The sequence below is a fragment of the Polaromonas sp. P1_G2 genome (genome assembly GCF_056405515.1).
The window spans coordinates 1-14,045 of record NZ_JBFUBY010000177.1; the positions used below are offsets into that span (position 1 = coordinate 1).

Consider the following 14,045-nt stretch of genomic DNA (forward strand, 5'->3'; position numbering starts at 1 on the left):
GTGCTGCGCATCTGCACGCCGGGCGACTACAAGCCTTTCAGCTTCCACAAACCCGACGGCACGTTCGAAGGCATCGACATCGACCTGATGACCTCGTTCACGGCCAGCCTGGGCGTGAAGCCTGAATACATCAAGACCAGCTGGTCCAACCTGATGCCGGACATGACGGCCGGCAAGTGCGACATCGCCGTGGGCGGCATCTCGGTGACCACCGAGCGGCAGAAGAAGGCCTTTTTCAGCGCGCCCTATATGGTCAACGGCAAGACGCCGATCGCGCGCTGCGCCGACGTCGCCAAATACCAGACCGTGGCCGACATCGACAAGCCGGCGACGCGCGTGATCTTCAACCCCGGCGGCAGCAACGAGCGTTTTGCCCGTGCCAACTTCAAGCAGGCGCAGATGCGGCTGAACCCCGAGAACCTGACGATTTTTGACGAGATCCTGGCGAATCGCGCCGACGTGTTCGTCACCGAATCGGCCGAGGCCATCACCCAGCAAAGGCTCAAGCCGGGCCTGTGCGCGATCAACCCCGACAAGCCGCTGCAGTACGGCGAAATGGCGTACCTGCTGCCGCGCGGCGACGTGCCTTTCAAGGCCTACGTCGACCAGTGGCTGCACCTGGCGCGCGCCGGCGGCGAATACCAGCGTGTGGAGAGCCAATGGCTGAAGTAGCCGACAGCAAGAACAGCGGCGGCACCCCGCCGCCGGCGGTGTACGGCCAGTCCGACCGCCCGCCGCGCGGCGATTACGCGCGCGGCGGCCAGGTCAACGCGGACTACACCTGCCCGCAGAACTACGCGGCCTATACCGCGGAGGACCACGAGACCTACCGGCGCCTGTACGCACGCCAGTCGGCCCTGTTGCCGGGACGGGCCTGCAGCGCCTTTATCGAGGCCCTGCCCAGCCTGGGCGCGAGCGACGCGATCCCGCGCTTTGAGGACATCAATGCGCGCCTCTTCAAGGCCACCGGCTGGCAGCTGGTGGGCGTGCCGGGGCTGATCCCCGAGGTGCCGTTTTTCACGCTGCTGGCGAACCGCAAATTCCCGGTGACGGACTGGATACGCACGCCGGCCGAGTTCGACTACATCGTCGAGCCCGACATCTTCCACGACCTGTTCGGCCACGKGCCGCTGCTGTTCGACCCCAGCTACGCCGACCACATCCAGGCCTACGGCAAGGGCGCGCTGAAGGCGCATGCGCTGGAGCACGGCACACACGGGACAGAGCCGATTCCCGGCGCGGTGGAAATGCTTTCGCGCCTCTACTGGTACACCATCGAGTTCGGGCTGATGCGCGAAACAAAGGGCGGCGACGAGGTCCGTGCCTACGGCGCGGGCATCCTGAGCAGCCCGGGCGAGCTGGCCTGGAGCGTAGAGTCCGCGGAACCCAAACGCATCCCGCTGCGGGACAACGACGACCTGCTGCGCTGCATGTCGTCGACCTACAAGATAGACACCTTCCAGCAGCAGTATTTTGTGATCGACAGTTTTGAGGCGCTGCTGAGGCTGACGGAGCCGGACTTCACGCCCTTCTACCGGGCGCTGGCCCAGGCGCTCGCCGCAGCCTAGGCGGGGCTGGCCATCCAGCCGTTGAGCGCGTGCCGGGTCTGCTCGGCCAGTTCGCACAAACGCGCCACCTGCTGCCCCGCATCGGTCGGCCACTGACCCTGCAGGCAGGATTGCTCCAGCACAAAGCAAGCGTCGCTGAGCGCCTCGGCGCCCACATTCGACGCCGCGCCCTTGAGGGCGTGCGCCGCGCGCGAGAGCTCGGCGCTGTCCGAGGCAGACAGCGCTTCACGGATGTCGTCAATACGGTTCGGCGCGTCGCTGGCGAACAGCGCGATCACCTCGCGCGTCATGCTGCGCTCGTCATCGTCGWATTCCTTGAACTGCTCCAGGCGGCTCCAGTCCATCAGGACCACTGAAGCCGCTTCAGCCCCCGGCGGATTGCCCAGGGCAAGTGCCGCTTCGGCCGCCATGATTTTCGCGGCGCCTGCGTCCTCGGGCTTGCGGGCGTAGCGGGCCAGCGCCTCGGACAGCTCGTCGATGCGCAGCGGCTTGGGCAGAAAGCCCACCATTCCGGCCGCCAGGCAGCGCTGGCGGTCTTCTTCGAGCACCGAGGCCGTCAGCGCGATGATGGGCGGCGCGGCGGCGCCATGTGCGGCGATGATCTCGCGCGAAGCGGCAAAACCGTCCATCACCGGCATATTGGCGTCCATCAGCACGGCGGCATAGGCCCGGGGGCCGTCGCGGCTGCTCACGCCGCCTTCGGGGCGCAGCGAGGCGGCCACGCGGTCCGCCGCCTCCCGCCCGTTGAGGGCGGTGGCGGCCTCGTAGCCCAGCTTGGCCAGCATGGCCAGCGCCACCTTGAGGTTCACCGCGTTGTCGTCGGCCACCAGGATGAACTGGTTGCGCGACTCGGGCTTGCCGGTTTCGGCCACGGCCTTGACGGCTTCCGGCGCCGAGGTGACACGGGCGATCGCCTCGAAGAGCTGCGACTGCCGGTAGGGCTTGAGCAGGCGCGCGTCAAACACCTTGGCCTGCTCACCGGTGGGCATGGTGCCCGAGGTCAGCAACACGATGCGGCTGCCCRGGTGGCGTTCGCGCAGGGTCTGGGCAAAGGTCTGGCCGTCCATCTCGGGCATGTGCATGTCGGTCACCACCACGTCCATGGGCGGCTGGCCCCGCAGCCAGTCCAGCGCTTCGGGGGCACGCTCGAACAGCGCGGGCTCCATGCCCCAACGCCTGAGTTGCTTGTCGAGGATGCGCAGGTTGACAGGCGTGTCGTCGACCACCAGCACACGCTTGCCGGCCAGGCTGACCATGTGCAACGAAGACAGCTTGGCGATCTCCGGCGCGTCGGCATAGCCCAGCCGCGCGGTGAACCAGAAGGTGGAGCCCTGGCCCGGCGCGGATTCCAGCCCGACGCCGCCGCCCATCAGCCCTGCCAGGCGCTTGCAGATGGCCAGCCCCAGGCCGGTGCCGCCGTATTTGCGGGTGGTGCTGGTGTCGACCTGCGTGAAAGACTGGAACAGCGCGGATTGGCGGTCCAGCGGGATGCCGATGCCGGAATCCTTGACGCGGAATTCAATCAGCCCGCCGCGCTCGGGCGTGGCGTCCTCCAGCACGTGGGCCGAGACGATAACCTGGCCGTGCTCGGTGAACTTGACGGCGTTGTTGACGAAGTTCAGCAGGACCTGGCGCAGGCGCGTGACGTCGCCGCGCACCCAGGTGGGCAGCTCGTCGCCCATGTCGACCAGCAGCTCCAGGCCCTTCTCCCTGGCGCGCGGCGCGCCGATGTCGCAGGCCTCCTCGATGGTGGCCAGCAGGTTCAGCGGCTCGTTTTCCAGGTCCAGCTTGCCGGACTCGATCTTGGAAAAATCCAGGATGTCGTTGATCACGCCCAGCAACTGGTCGCTGGAGACGCGCATGGTGTGCAGGTAGTCGCGCTGCTCGGGGTCCAGCGGCGTGTCGGCCAGCAAGGTGGTCATGCCCACCACGCCGTTGAGCGGGGTGCGGATCTCGTGGCTCATGGTGGCCAGGAAGGCGGCCTTGGCGCGCGCCGCGGCGAGGGCCTCCTCGCGGGAGGCGGCCAGCTCGGCGGTGCGGCTGGCGACCCGCGCCTCCAGCGTCTCGTTGGCATCCTGCAGGGCAATGTTCTGCGCGTCGATGGCGGCGCGGTTGCGCAGGATTTCCTCGGCGCTGTCGTGCATGGCCTGCGAAAGCTGCCGCACCTCGGTGATGCGGGCGTTCTGCTGCACCTGCGGCACTTCGGCGCGCGCCAGCTGTCCGGCAGCGACGCTCAAGGCCCGGAAACGCCGGCTCAGGCGGTAGGCCAGCCAGGTGGCCAGCAACGCGCCCAGCACCAGCGCCAGGACCATCACGCCCAGGGTGTTGCGCAGGGCGGCCTGGCTGGCGGCGGCGAAATCGCTTTCGGGGGCGGCCACCACCAGGCTCCAGCGCAGCCCCAGGCTCTCGCCGAACGGTTTGAGCACCACGATCAGGGTATCGCCCTCCATGGGCACACGGTGCAGGAAGGCGATGCGCTGCACGCTGTCGGGAAGGGTCTGGCCCAGGCTGGAGGCCACCTCGTTGTAGGCGCTGCGGATGATGGGGTTGCGGCTGTCCAGCGGCTTGCTGCGCTCCAGCTTGCCGCCGGCGCTGGTGAACAGCGGGTCTATCGTCGAGTTGGCGACCAGCAGCCCGCGCTCGTCGAGCAGGAAGGCGGTGCCGTGGGCGCTGAAGACCATGGTCTGCAGCAACTCCTTGAGCTGCGCCAGGTGCAGGTCCACCGCGAACACGCCCAGTGAGCCGCCGTCCACCCCGTACACCGGTTGCGCCAGCGTGATCAGCAACTGGTTGTGCGCCGCCGAGGGGGACACGGCCGTGAAGCTGCGGCCCTTGTTCTCCATGGCGGCCTGGTACCAGGGCCGGGTGCGGGGTTCGTAGTTTGCGGTATCGGCCGAGGCTTTCTGCCGGCGGTCGCCCGGGTATTCGGCCGAGAAATAGCTGCGGCCCTGCCCGCCTTCCTTGCGCACCGCCACCTGCGTGGCGCCATTGCCGCTTTGCGACAGCGCCTCCACGCCCAGGTATTCGCCGCGGTGTGTCGCCAGCACCATCTGGGGCACACGGGGGCTCATGCGGGTCATGGCAAACGCTGTCTGCTCGAACAGCGTCGGGTTCTGAATCAGCTGGCGCGCGCGTGCCACGCCGGCCTCGCCGGGCTGCTCCTGGACCAGGCCGTTGAGCACGACGTGGGCCTGCGCCAGGTGCTCCTGGGTGCTGATCTGCACCCGTTGCGCCACGCCGTCGACGGTCTTCTCGGCCAGCGTCTGCACGCTTTGCAGGTTGCTGCGGTACAAAACCCACCCCACGGTGGCGGCCGGCACGATGGAAAACAGCAGCAGGCTGGTCACCAGCACCGCGCGCAGCGACCAGCTGCGCCCGGGCAGGCTGCCTGCCGCGGCGCCCATCTGGCGCGCCGTCATGCCAGCCCCACGATTTCCACGGTGTCCAGCGGCTTGGCGCGCCCGGCGATCTGCACCAGCGCGCGCCGGCCGGTGCGCACCGCGCCGGTCACCAGCCGCGTGGCCTGCACGCTGGCGGCGATGGTCCAGTCCAGCGGAGGCTTGCCCTGGAACAGCCTGAGCGTCGCGGCCACCGTGTCGCCTATGGGTGTGGTCTGGCCGGAGCGGCCTATCAAGCCGTCCAGGCGCGCAAAGGCGACGGGGCCGCTGTGCAGGGCCACGCCCAGGGCGAAGTTCGGCAGGCCGCGCTCCGGAAAGCGCTGGCGCACATAGGTGTCTATGCGTTTGGTGGCGTCGGCCAGCCCCAGGGCCGCACGCATCGCGCGCAGGCCGTGGTTGACGGAATGGGTGTCGGCGGCGTCGACAAACACGCAGAGCATGCCGTCGCCGACGAACTGCATGTAATGCGCGCCGAACAGGTAGACGGTGTCGCCGACGCTGCTGTACAGCCGTTTGACGACGTCGCTGAGCTCCGGGCCAGACAGGCACTGCGTCCACAGGCCGTAGTCGCGCATGTCGGCGAACAGCACCGTCGCGCTGGCGAATTTGTCGTTGTCCTGCACCGCGCCGGTTTCAGGCCACTGCTGGCTCAGCGACTGCGCCATGCGTATCTCATAAAGGTCGCTGATCTTCTGGCCCTGCTCCACCAGCGCCAGTTGCACGGCCTTGTCCACGACCTGGGCGCGCATGGCCTCGGCGCGCGTCAGCTTGTTGAGCTGCGCATTGACCGCCTCGCGCAGCTCCTGCGGGGCGAAGGGCTTGGTCAGGTAGTCGTCGGCGCCGGTGGTCATGCCCTGGCGCATGTGGGTGCGGTCCTGCAGCGAGGTCAGCAGGATCACGGCGATGGTGGCCAGCGCGTCGTCGTTGCGCACCCTGTCGAGCACCTCAAAGCCGTCCAGCTGGGGCATCTGGATGTCGCTCACCACCACGTCAGGCCTGAATTCGCGGATCAGTTCCAGGCCCTTGGCGCCGTCATCGGCCTCCATGACCTCGTGACCCTCCTTCTTGAGCACCTGGGTGACCAGCATGCGTGTGCCTGCGTCATCATCAATCACCACGATCAAGGGCATACCAAACTCTCGCTGTTGTGTTTCTGGGGGCCAAGGCCGTATTTTGTCGGGAACTGCCCCGAAAATCGCAGCGCAACGCTGCTTATCAACCCGGTTTTTTTCACAAGTGCCGCGCTGTCGCGTCCAAACGCAAGGAATCCGTCTGAGGAGCGGAGGAAGAACCCTCTGCGCCCCCGCGCGGATTGGCAATGGTGGCGCGGTGATGCGCCCAATTCAGCGCTCACGCAACAGCGCTCCCAAAATCGGGTGTAATCCTTTTGCCTAGCGGGTAACTCCTCCTACAAAAAGAGGGCGTAATAGTTTGTTACTTCGCTTACGATATCCTCTAAAAAGAGGAGCTCTTCCTTATTCACGAAATGGCCGGTTTTCGGGGAAATAAAGCTCCTGACAAGAGGCGTTCAACGCCCATGGCAGAGTTACAAAAGTACCGCAGTCATTCCATCAACCGAAACACCTGGAGAAATTTATGGGCCTTTTCATGAAAGAACACGACATCTACATCGGAACGATGCTGGATGAATTGAACCTGCGTTTTGCTCCGTCGCAGGGCAAGGATTCGCACTTCGGCGGCATCCTGGAAATGGTCGACCTCCAGAAAGAGTTCAAGCTCTTCAAAAAGGGCCGCTCGTTCAAGATGAGCTGCGCCGCCCTCAATCTCGGCGCCCGCAACAACGAGGTCAAAAACCTCTGGCAGAACCTGCTGGGCAACCTGTATCGGCACGGTTCCAACAAAAAGGGCCTGGACGGCGACGCCGCCATCGTGGACGCCCTCATCAAGAACCTGGCCGCCAAAACACCGCTGCCGGTTTTCTTCACCTCCCATGACATGCGCGGCGACAAGGCCAACACGGAAGTGAAGATCATCGACAAGAGCCAGCCCATCCATTACCTGGAGCAGGACTACCTGACGATCTCCATTCCGATGCAGCCGATCTCCGCGGTCAAACAATCCGCAGCCAAGAAAGCGGACGCCAAAAAAACGGCCGCCAAGAAACCGGCCACCAAAAAGTGAGCGGGATGACAGGCTCCCATGATGACCGGGCGTCTGTCCGCTGACCATCCGCTTGCCGCGCTGTACGCGGGCATAGACCGCTACTACTCGCACAAGGTCAACATCCACGGCCCTACCCCTGCGGGGGTGGACTGGCCCTGCCTGCCCACGCAGGAACTGCGTTTTGAGCAGCTCCTGCGCGTGTCCGGCCTGCACGCGCCTTTTTCGCTGAACGACATCGGCTGCGGCTATGGCGCGCTGCTGGCCTTCCTGGCCAAGCGGCACCAGCATGCGGCACGCGTCGACTACCTTGGTGTGGATCTGTCCGCCGCCATGGTGGCCCAGGCGCGCCTTTTATGGCGCAAGCGCCCACTGACGGACTTTCTCGCGGCGAACGCCAGCCCACGGGTGGCGGACTACTCGGTCGCCAGCGGCATCTTCAATGTCAAGCTGAACCAGCCGCGGGCTTTGTGGGAAACCTTCATCGCCCGGACCCTGGCCGACATGCGCAGCAACAGCCGTGTGGGATTCGCGGTCAATTTCCTCGCCCCGCTTGCGGAAAGTGAAATGGATCCGCCGGAACTCTACCGCGCAGCGCCGGAGCGCTGGCAGCGGCACTGCGAACAGGTCCTGGGTGCTACGGTCGAGGTGTTGCAGGCATACGGACTACAGGAGGAATACACCCTGCTCGTGCGGGCGCCCCTTTGAGACGGCCGCAACGGCCCACGGTGGGCGGCGCGGCACCTAGCGCGCCATCAGTTGCGCCAGGCGGTCCCGTTCGCCCACCAACCCAGACTCATAAAGCCGGGCACCGGTAAGGGTGATCAGCTGTTCCGCCTGATTGAACAGTGAAGAAGCCTCGCTCCAGGAACCGGCGTCGGCCCTTTGTCCCAGGACACCGCCGCAGACAATCAACGCCCGGCATTCGGTCAGGCGGTTGCTGCGCTGCTGCGAAAGCGCCAACGCTTCCTTGGCCGTCGCCAGCGCCTGCTCATGGTCTCCAGCCTGGTAGTGGCGCTCGGCAAGGCTGACCCGGATTTCGGTTTCAAATTCCACCGCAGCACGGGTGCCCATAATCAGTTCGAGGGCCTGGGAATAGCTTCGCTGTGCCGACTCCAGGTCACCGGCGGTGGCCTCAACCAGGCCGCCGCACCACAAGGCGAAGGCCCTCGAGTAAGGGCTTTTATGTTCTTGCGCGATCTTGGCGACCTTGGCCGAATGCTTCTGCGCGAGCGCCGTGTCGCGAAAGCACAGGGCCAACTCCACATACAGGTAATGCGCGATCTGTTCGATCACCGGGTCGTTCAACCCCCCATCGGCGGCCTCCATTTGCTGCAGGCACTTCTTGGCTTCCTCCAGCCGGCCCATGCGTATGAGCAATCGCGCGCGAATGCCGAAGAGCCACTGTTCAATGCTGAAGTCAATGAATTCCCGGTCGAACTGGTCGATGTTGGCGACCCCCAGCAGGGCGGCGTCGTTCGCATCCAGGCCCTGTTCCAGCAAGCCTGCCCAACCATAGGCCTGGCTGAGCGCCACATTAAGCATGGCAACCCGGCCCACATCCTTTCCCGGGGGCGTCAGCGACAGCGCGTTGCGCACGCATTGCACATAGTCATCGGCCGGCCCACCACCCGACTGGACGATGCGCGCCTGCGCGAACAGCAGCAGCTGCTCCAGCCGTGTGTCCGCCTGCCTGGCCAGATCAATCGCTTCGTGGCTGATCTTCTGGACCTCCTGCGGATCCAGCCCTTCGCGCCAGCCGAGGTACATGATGCGCCCGCCTGCCAAGGCCCTGAGGATATCGATGCTGGGTGATCGCTCCTGCCCCTCCAGCAATGCCCACACCTTGCGCCAATGCTTGATCGCCTGGCCGGAGTTGGTCGAGCCCGTCCATTTGGCGGCGCGGGCCTCATGCTGCGCCGCATTCACAAGCTGGCCGGCGGCTTCGTAGTGATAGGCGATAAGCGCGGCAAACTCGCCGGGCTGCGCGCTGTAGGGCCAACGGAATCTCCTTGCCGATCACGGAGCAGATGTGCAGCAATGTCCTCTGGGTGGCGACAAGCCGGTCTATACGCTCCCCGATCACGGCCTGCACTGTGGCAGGTAAGGTGTGGACCAGGGAGGCGATGTCCGATTTCCGGTGGCCTGAAGCACCGAGGGATTCGCTTTTTTCGACCAGCGAATGCATTAACTCTTCGGCGAAGAAAGGGTTGCCGGCCGAGCGCTCCACGATGAGGGGGAAAAAATCGAGCAACTCTGGATGGTGGCGCAGCCGGTCGCGCACCAGTTCCTCCGTATCGGACAAACTCAGCTCCGCCAGCTGCATGACCCGGAAGTGGCGCATCGTCCACCACGGAGCCTGGTAACCCGGCCGGTAGTTGAGCAGCAGCAATGTCCTGGTTCCAGCCACGGCGGCGACCAGCGCCGAAAGAAACTCCGCACTGGCATCGTCCAGCCAATGAAGATCTTCAAAAATGATGACGGAGGTGTTGGCCCCAGCCTGTTTTACGAGTTCATGCAGCAGGCCCAGCAGCCTGGCGCGCCGTGCCTTGGCGTTCAGCGTACATGGCTGGCTGTTCGGGTCGGCCACGCCCAGGAACTCGCTGAGCAACGCGAGGTCGTCCTGCATCACCACCCCGAGCTTTGCCAGCCCCTGCGCAATGCACTCCCGCGCCTGGGCCGCATCGTGCTCCGGCGTGATGTGGAAAAAGCAGCTCCGCAGCAAGAGCAGGACCGGCTGCAAGGGAGTGGCGTGGCCGTAAAGTTGGGTCCTGACTTCAGACACCGGAACGCAGCGGATATGGCACCACTGCGAAAATTCATGGCAGAGCCGGCTCTTGCCAGTGCCAGGGGCACCGGACAAGCCAATCACGGAGCCTTCGCCGTTCTCGGCGCGGCGCAGCGCATCCTGCAGCGCGCTCAGCTCTTGCGCACGCCCGCGAAAAGGCGACAGCGCGGCCTCATGAAAGCTGTGGCTCTGCACGTCGTTTTTCATACCCAGCAGGGCGTGCAGTTCGACGGGTTCCGCGATGCCCCTGAGCGGGTGCTTGCCCATGGGCCGGGTCTCGCAGGCCGAGCGCACCAGCGACAGGCAGTCAGCCGTCAGGCAGATTCCGCCGGGTTCCGCCAATGCCACCACGCGGCTGGCCAGGTGAATCGAATGGCCGTGCACGCCGCCGCCTCGGGTGGCGTCGACCGCCTCAGGGTCCAGCGCGACCTGGCCCGAATGCAGGCCAACCCGGATCCGCAGGCTCGAGTCGGGACCTTCGAAAGCCATCTGCATCGCCAGCGCGGCCTCGCAGGCAAGGTTGGCATGGCCTTCCAGCGCGCGGGGCACACCGAACAGGGCCATGATGCCGTCACCGAGCGTGCGCACCACGGTGCCGCCGAAGCGCTCCACCGCATTGCACATGCGCTGCACGGCAGGCCGCAACTGCTCCATGGCTTGCTCCGGGTCCAGCCCGGCCACATGCTCGGTGGAGCTGACAACGTCCGCGAACAGGATGGTGGCGTGCTTGAGCGCACCCCATTGAATTTCCGAGACCAGCGGGGGGGCGCTGGCRGGCTCCTGCACATTGAGCCCAAAGGCGGCGCCACAGTTACCGCAAAACCGGTTGCTCACCGGATTCACGGTCAGGCACGAAACGCAGCGCAACGACATCTTCTTTTAGTCCCTCTCCACAACAGGAAAACCACCAAGCCGAATCGTTGCACGACCCTCGCAACAAATCAAGGCATTAGTGGCTTTGCGTCAGGGGAGCACCTTTACGGCCTGCCATGCTGAAACCACGGCGATGTACTCTTTTGACTTACTGCCGAAGCGCGCGCCAGCGACGCGGCTTGTCGCTCGCGCTGCGTCCAGGAAGCTGGCCTTGGGCTTGAGTTTGGGGAAAGCCTCGTACCAGATAAGCCCGGCCTTCTCCCAAGAGAAGCCGCCTATTTTTTTGGCAGCCAGGTAAAACGCATGATTCGGGATGCCGGAACTGTCGTGCACGTCGGCGCCGTCGACATACTGCTCCATGGTCTTGAACTGATCGTCGTCATACCAGGTCAGCTTGCGGTTGCCGGGGTCTTTGAGCGATCGTATGGCCTTGCCGTGCTGTGGCGCGAGCATGTTCTCGCCGAGCAGCCAGTTCGCCTGCGCCGCCGTCTGGCCCAGATGCCACTGCTTGACCAGGCTGCCCATGACATCGGAGAAGGATTCGTTGAGGGCGCCGGCCTGGCCCTGGAGCATGTGCGTCTGCTCCTCGAACTCGCGGTCTTTGCGCGCGAGCTTGACCACGCCCAGGCCGCCGGGGATCATGTGCTGGACGACGCCATGGGTCAGTTCGTGGGTGATGATGTCCAGTGCCTCGGTGAAGCCTCCGACATTCTCGTCGCCGTCGCCGTAGACCATCTGCTCCCCGGTCCACATGGCGTTAGCAAAATTTTTGCCGAAATGCACGGCCGACTCCACACGCATGCTGCGGTCATCGAGGGAATCCCTCCCAAAAACCCGATGGAAAAAATCCAGGGCAATGCCGGTGTTGTCGTACACCTGGTTGACGCTGCGGTCCTTGACTGGCTTGTCTCCCTCATGCCGCACCGGCTTGCCTGGCAGGTCGGTGTCGAAGCCGGCATTAAAAATACTGCGGCGATAGGCCTGCGCCGGCATGAAGGACTGGGGGGACTGGACCGTGCGGGGAACGGGCGCCTGCTTGGCGCAGACATGGCGGTGCGTGCGCAGCCGCATGCTGTTTTCGATGTGCTCATTGAGCCGCTGGCGCTCCTCTTCCCSGGATTTCTCGGCGAGCTTGCGAAAAAGCTTGGACGGGACGGCAAAACAAAAGCAGCGGTACGCGGGTTTCACGAATTCGGCCCTTCAGTGCGAAAAAAGCCGGGGCGCAAATGCCAACAGGCTCAAGCCGCCCGAATGCGGCACACTGAAGCCGATGGCACGGCAATCCACCAAACAAGGCTTGCCATAGGCTCCCGTGCCAATGCGAACGTCAGCAGCAGCGACACCGGTACGCCCAAGCACCATTCGCAGCACCGCGCGCGTTGCCTGGCGCTGACGGCGCTCTTCGGGCGGGACGATGCCGGAATACTGCTGCGGCAGGAAGTACGCAAGCGTCGAATAGCTCTTTTGCACGCTGAACTGTCCCAGCGTGATGATCACACTGAAAAGAGGCAATAACAGGGTGCTGAAAAGCATCCCGATGAGATATGCAGAGCCCACCCATCCGGCATAAACGATATCAATGCGCCCTTCCGACACGAGAGACAGAATCAGAAAAGGCAATATTTGAAACGGGAGGGAGCCTGTCGCTGAAAAAACACCGGCCCCAATTAGTACGCGCAAAATTACTCCAATCTGAAATCCCGATGGTCTTTTCGCTCACCTGGCACCCTATCGCCTTCAGCACAGGATCAGAAGTTGAACACTGCGGACGATATTTTCCCAAGGCGGCTAGCCCATCCAGGATGGCGACGTTCACCCCAGTTTTTGTATAAGGCAGCCGCAAAGCGGACCTTTAGTGCATCAAAACCGCAGCTAAATGCAATCTACCATGGGTTTTGCTCAAGCATAACAATTCCGATGTTTCTGTAGATAAAGCCGCGCGCAGTATTTCCATTACCCGCGTTCTCCTCCAAAATGAGGAGGTAAAACTTTGTTACACCATTTACGATGAATCCCCCGACCGAATTACCTACCCGCATGGGCCGAAGCACGAAGGTGCTGCTGGTCATGGATGTGGTGGAGTCCGTCAGGATCATGGAGCAGGATCAAGATGATTTCGTACAGAGGTGGCAACAACTGGTGCTGCAAGCTGAGCAGCAAATTCTGCCGCAGCATGGCGGCCGCATCGTCAAAAGCCTGGGTGACGGCCTGATGCTGGAATTTGCCAACGCGCAAGGCGGTATCAAGGCGGCGTTTGCCATGCAGGATTTCAGCCAGCAGGCCAATTCCGGCCTGCAGCCCGAGCAGCAGATGCATCTGCGTATGGGCGGCCACCTGGCCAGCTTCGTGGCCGACCAGCACGACATTTACGGCACCGACGTCAATCTGACTGCGCGCTTTTGTACGCTGGCGGGTCCCGGTGAACTGGTGGTAACGGCCGAGTTGCGCRACAACCTCACCGCCAATCTGGATGCCGACGTTGAAGACCTGGGTGAATGCCACCTCAAGCATGTTGAGAAACCCGTTCGTGCTTACCGCATAGGCCCGATCGGCGAGCATCCGGTCATCGCCCACGGTAGTGCTGTGCGCCTCGACTTGCGGCCCACCATCGCGGTCATCCCCTTTGCAATGCGAAGCACCGAACCCGGGCATGAAATGCTGGGTGAAGCACTGGCAGACGAGGTAATCGCCTCACTGTCCCGGACCTCGGAACTGCACGTCATCTCGCGGCTGTCCACGACGGTCTTTCGCGAACGGCATGAGGCAATTGAGGATATCCGCACACACTTGGGTGCGACCTATATCCTCTCAGGCACCTGCCGCAGTGCGGGCACGCAGTTGGCGTTGTTTGTAGAGCTCATTGACGCCAAAACCGAGAAACTGGTGTGGGCGGACAATCTCAAGGGGCAAGTACACGGCGTGTTTGCCACAGATGATGAGTTGATCTCCCGGCTCGTGGCGGCCATCAGTTCTTCCATCATGTCCCAGCAACTGCAACGTGCCCGGAGCCAGGCGCTGCCGACTCTGGATGGCTACACGCTGCTGTTGGGTGCGGTCGCGCTGATGCACCGTACAGKATTTAGCGAATTTGACCGTGCTCGCGAGATGTTGGAACACCTGATTGATCGAAGCCGCCGGCATCCGGTTCCTCATGCCTGGCTGGCCAAATGGCATGTTCTGCGGGTTCAGCAAGGTTGGACGGAAAATGCGGAACTCGAGGCAAAGCGGGCACTTGATTGCACCAAGAGGGCGCTGGACTTCGAGCCGGAATGTACCCTGGCATTGACGGTTGATGGA

General features: G+C 63.8%; 11 protein-coding genes. 5 read left to right on the forward strand and 6 right to left on the reverse strand.

The annotated features are described in order from the left end of the window. Positions 1-672 (forward strand): transporter substrate-binding domain-containing protein (locus AC1D0P_RS17155; RefSeq protein WP_477677854.1); only part of this gene is annotated, 672 nt, incomplete at its 5' end. Beyond that, positions 660-1,568 (forward strand): phenylalanine 4-monooxygenase, encoded by a 909-nt coding sequence (phhA, locus tag AC1D0P_RS17160; RefSeq protein ID WP_477677855.1) that lies wholly within the window; start codon positions 660-662, stop codon positions 1,566-1,568. The genes AC1D0P_RS17155 and phhA, both read left to right, overlap by 13 nt. Here the strand turns inward: phhA and AC1D0P_RS17165 are convergent. Next, positions 1,565-4,987, reverse strand: a complete 3,423-nt coding sequence (locus AC1D0P_RS17165) for a response regulator (protein WP_477677856.1) — start codon at positions 4,985-4,987, stop codon at positions 1,565-1,567. The genes phhA and AC1D0P_RS17165 overlap by 4 nt on opposite strands. Then, positions 4,984-6,096, reverse strand: coding sequence for a response regulator (locus AC1D0P_RS17170; protein ID WP_477653964.1), 1,113 nt, complete (start codon positions 6,094-6,096; stop codon positions 4,984-4,986). Before AC1D0P_RS17170 ends, AC1D0P_RS17165 begins: the two co-directional genes overlap by 4 nt. Before the next feature lie 478 nt (positions 6,097-6,574). Between AC1D0P_RS17170 and AC1D0P_RS17175 the strand changes: the two genes are divergently transcribed. Both AC1D0P_RS17175 and AC1D0P_RS17180 read left to right on the forward strand, forming a co-directional pair. Continuing rightward, positions 6,575-7,108, forward strand: coding sequence for a hypothetical protein (locus AC1D0P_RS17175; protein ID WP_477677857.1), 534 nt, complete (start codon positions 6,575-6,577; stop codon positions 7,106-7,108). Between the two features lie 18 nt (positions 7,109-7,126). Then, positions 7,127-7,795 (forward strand): methyltransferase, encoded by a 669-nt coding sequence (locus tag AC1D0P_RS17180; RefSeq protein WP_477677858.1) that lies wholly within the window; start codon positions 7,127-7,129, stop codon positions 7,793-7,795. A 36-nt stretch (positions 7,796-7,831) separates the two neighbouring features. Here AC1D0P_RS17180 and AC1D0P_RS17185 read toward each other — a convergent pair whose 3' ends face one another. The 4 genes from AC1D0P_RS17185 to AC1D0P_RS17200 form a co-directional block, all read right to left on the reverse strand. After that, positions 7,832-9,016: a hypothetical protein gene (locus AC1D0P_RS17185; RefSeq protein ID WP_477677859.1), complete on the reverse strand. Its 1,185-nt coding sequence runs from the start codon at positions 9,014-9,016 to the stop codon at positions 7,832-7,834. Then, positions 8,997-10,709, reverse strand: coding sequence for an ATP-binding protein (locus AC1D0P_RS17190; protein ID WP_477677860.1), 1,713 nt, complete (start codon positions 10,707-10,709; stop codon positions 8,997-8,999). Before AC1D0P_RS17190 ends, AC1D0P_RS17185 begins: the two co-directional genes overlap by 20 nt. A 129-nt stretch (positions 10,710-10,838) precedes the next feature. Continuing rightward, the gene (locus AC1D0P_RS17195; protein ID WP_477677861.1) at positions 10,839-11,936 is read right to left on the reverse strand and encodes a M4 family metallopeptidase; all 1,098 of its coding nucleotides are present in this window, start codon (positions 11,934-11,936) and stop codon (positions 10,839-10,841) included. Positions 11,937-11,948: 12 nt separating this feature from the next. Continuing rightward, the gene (locus AC1D0P_RS17200; protein WP_477677862.1) at positions 11,949-12,368 is read right to left on the reverse strand and encodes a 4'-phosphopantetheinyl transferase family protein; all 420 of its coding nucleotides are present in this window, start codon (positions 12,366-12,368) and stop codon (positions 11,949-11,951) included. Between the two features lie 387 nt (positions 12,369-12,755). Here AC1D0P_RS17200 and AC1D0P_RS17205 point away from each other — a divergent pair. Continuing rightward, on the forward strand, positions 12,756-14,045 hold a 1,290-nt coding region (locus AC1D0P_RS17205; protein WP_477677863.1), incomplete at its 3' end, for an adenylate/guanylate cyclase domain-containing protein.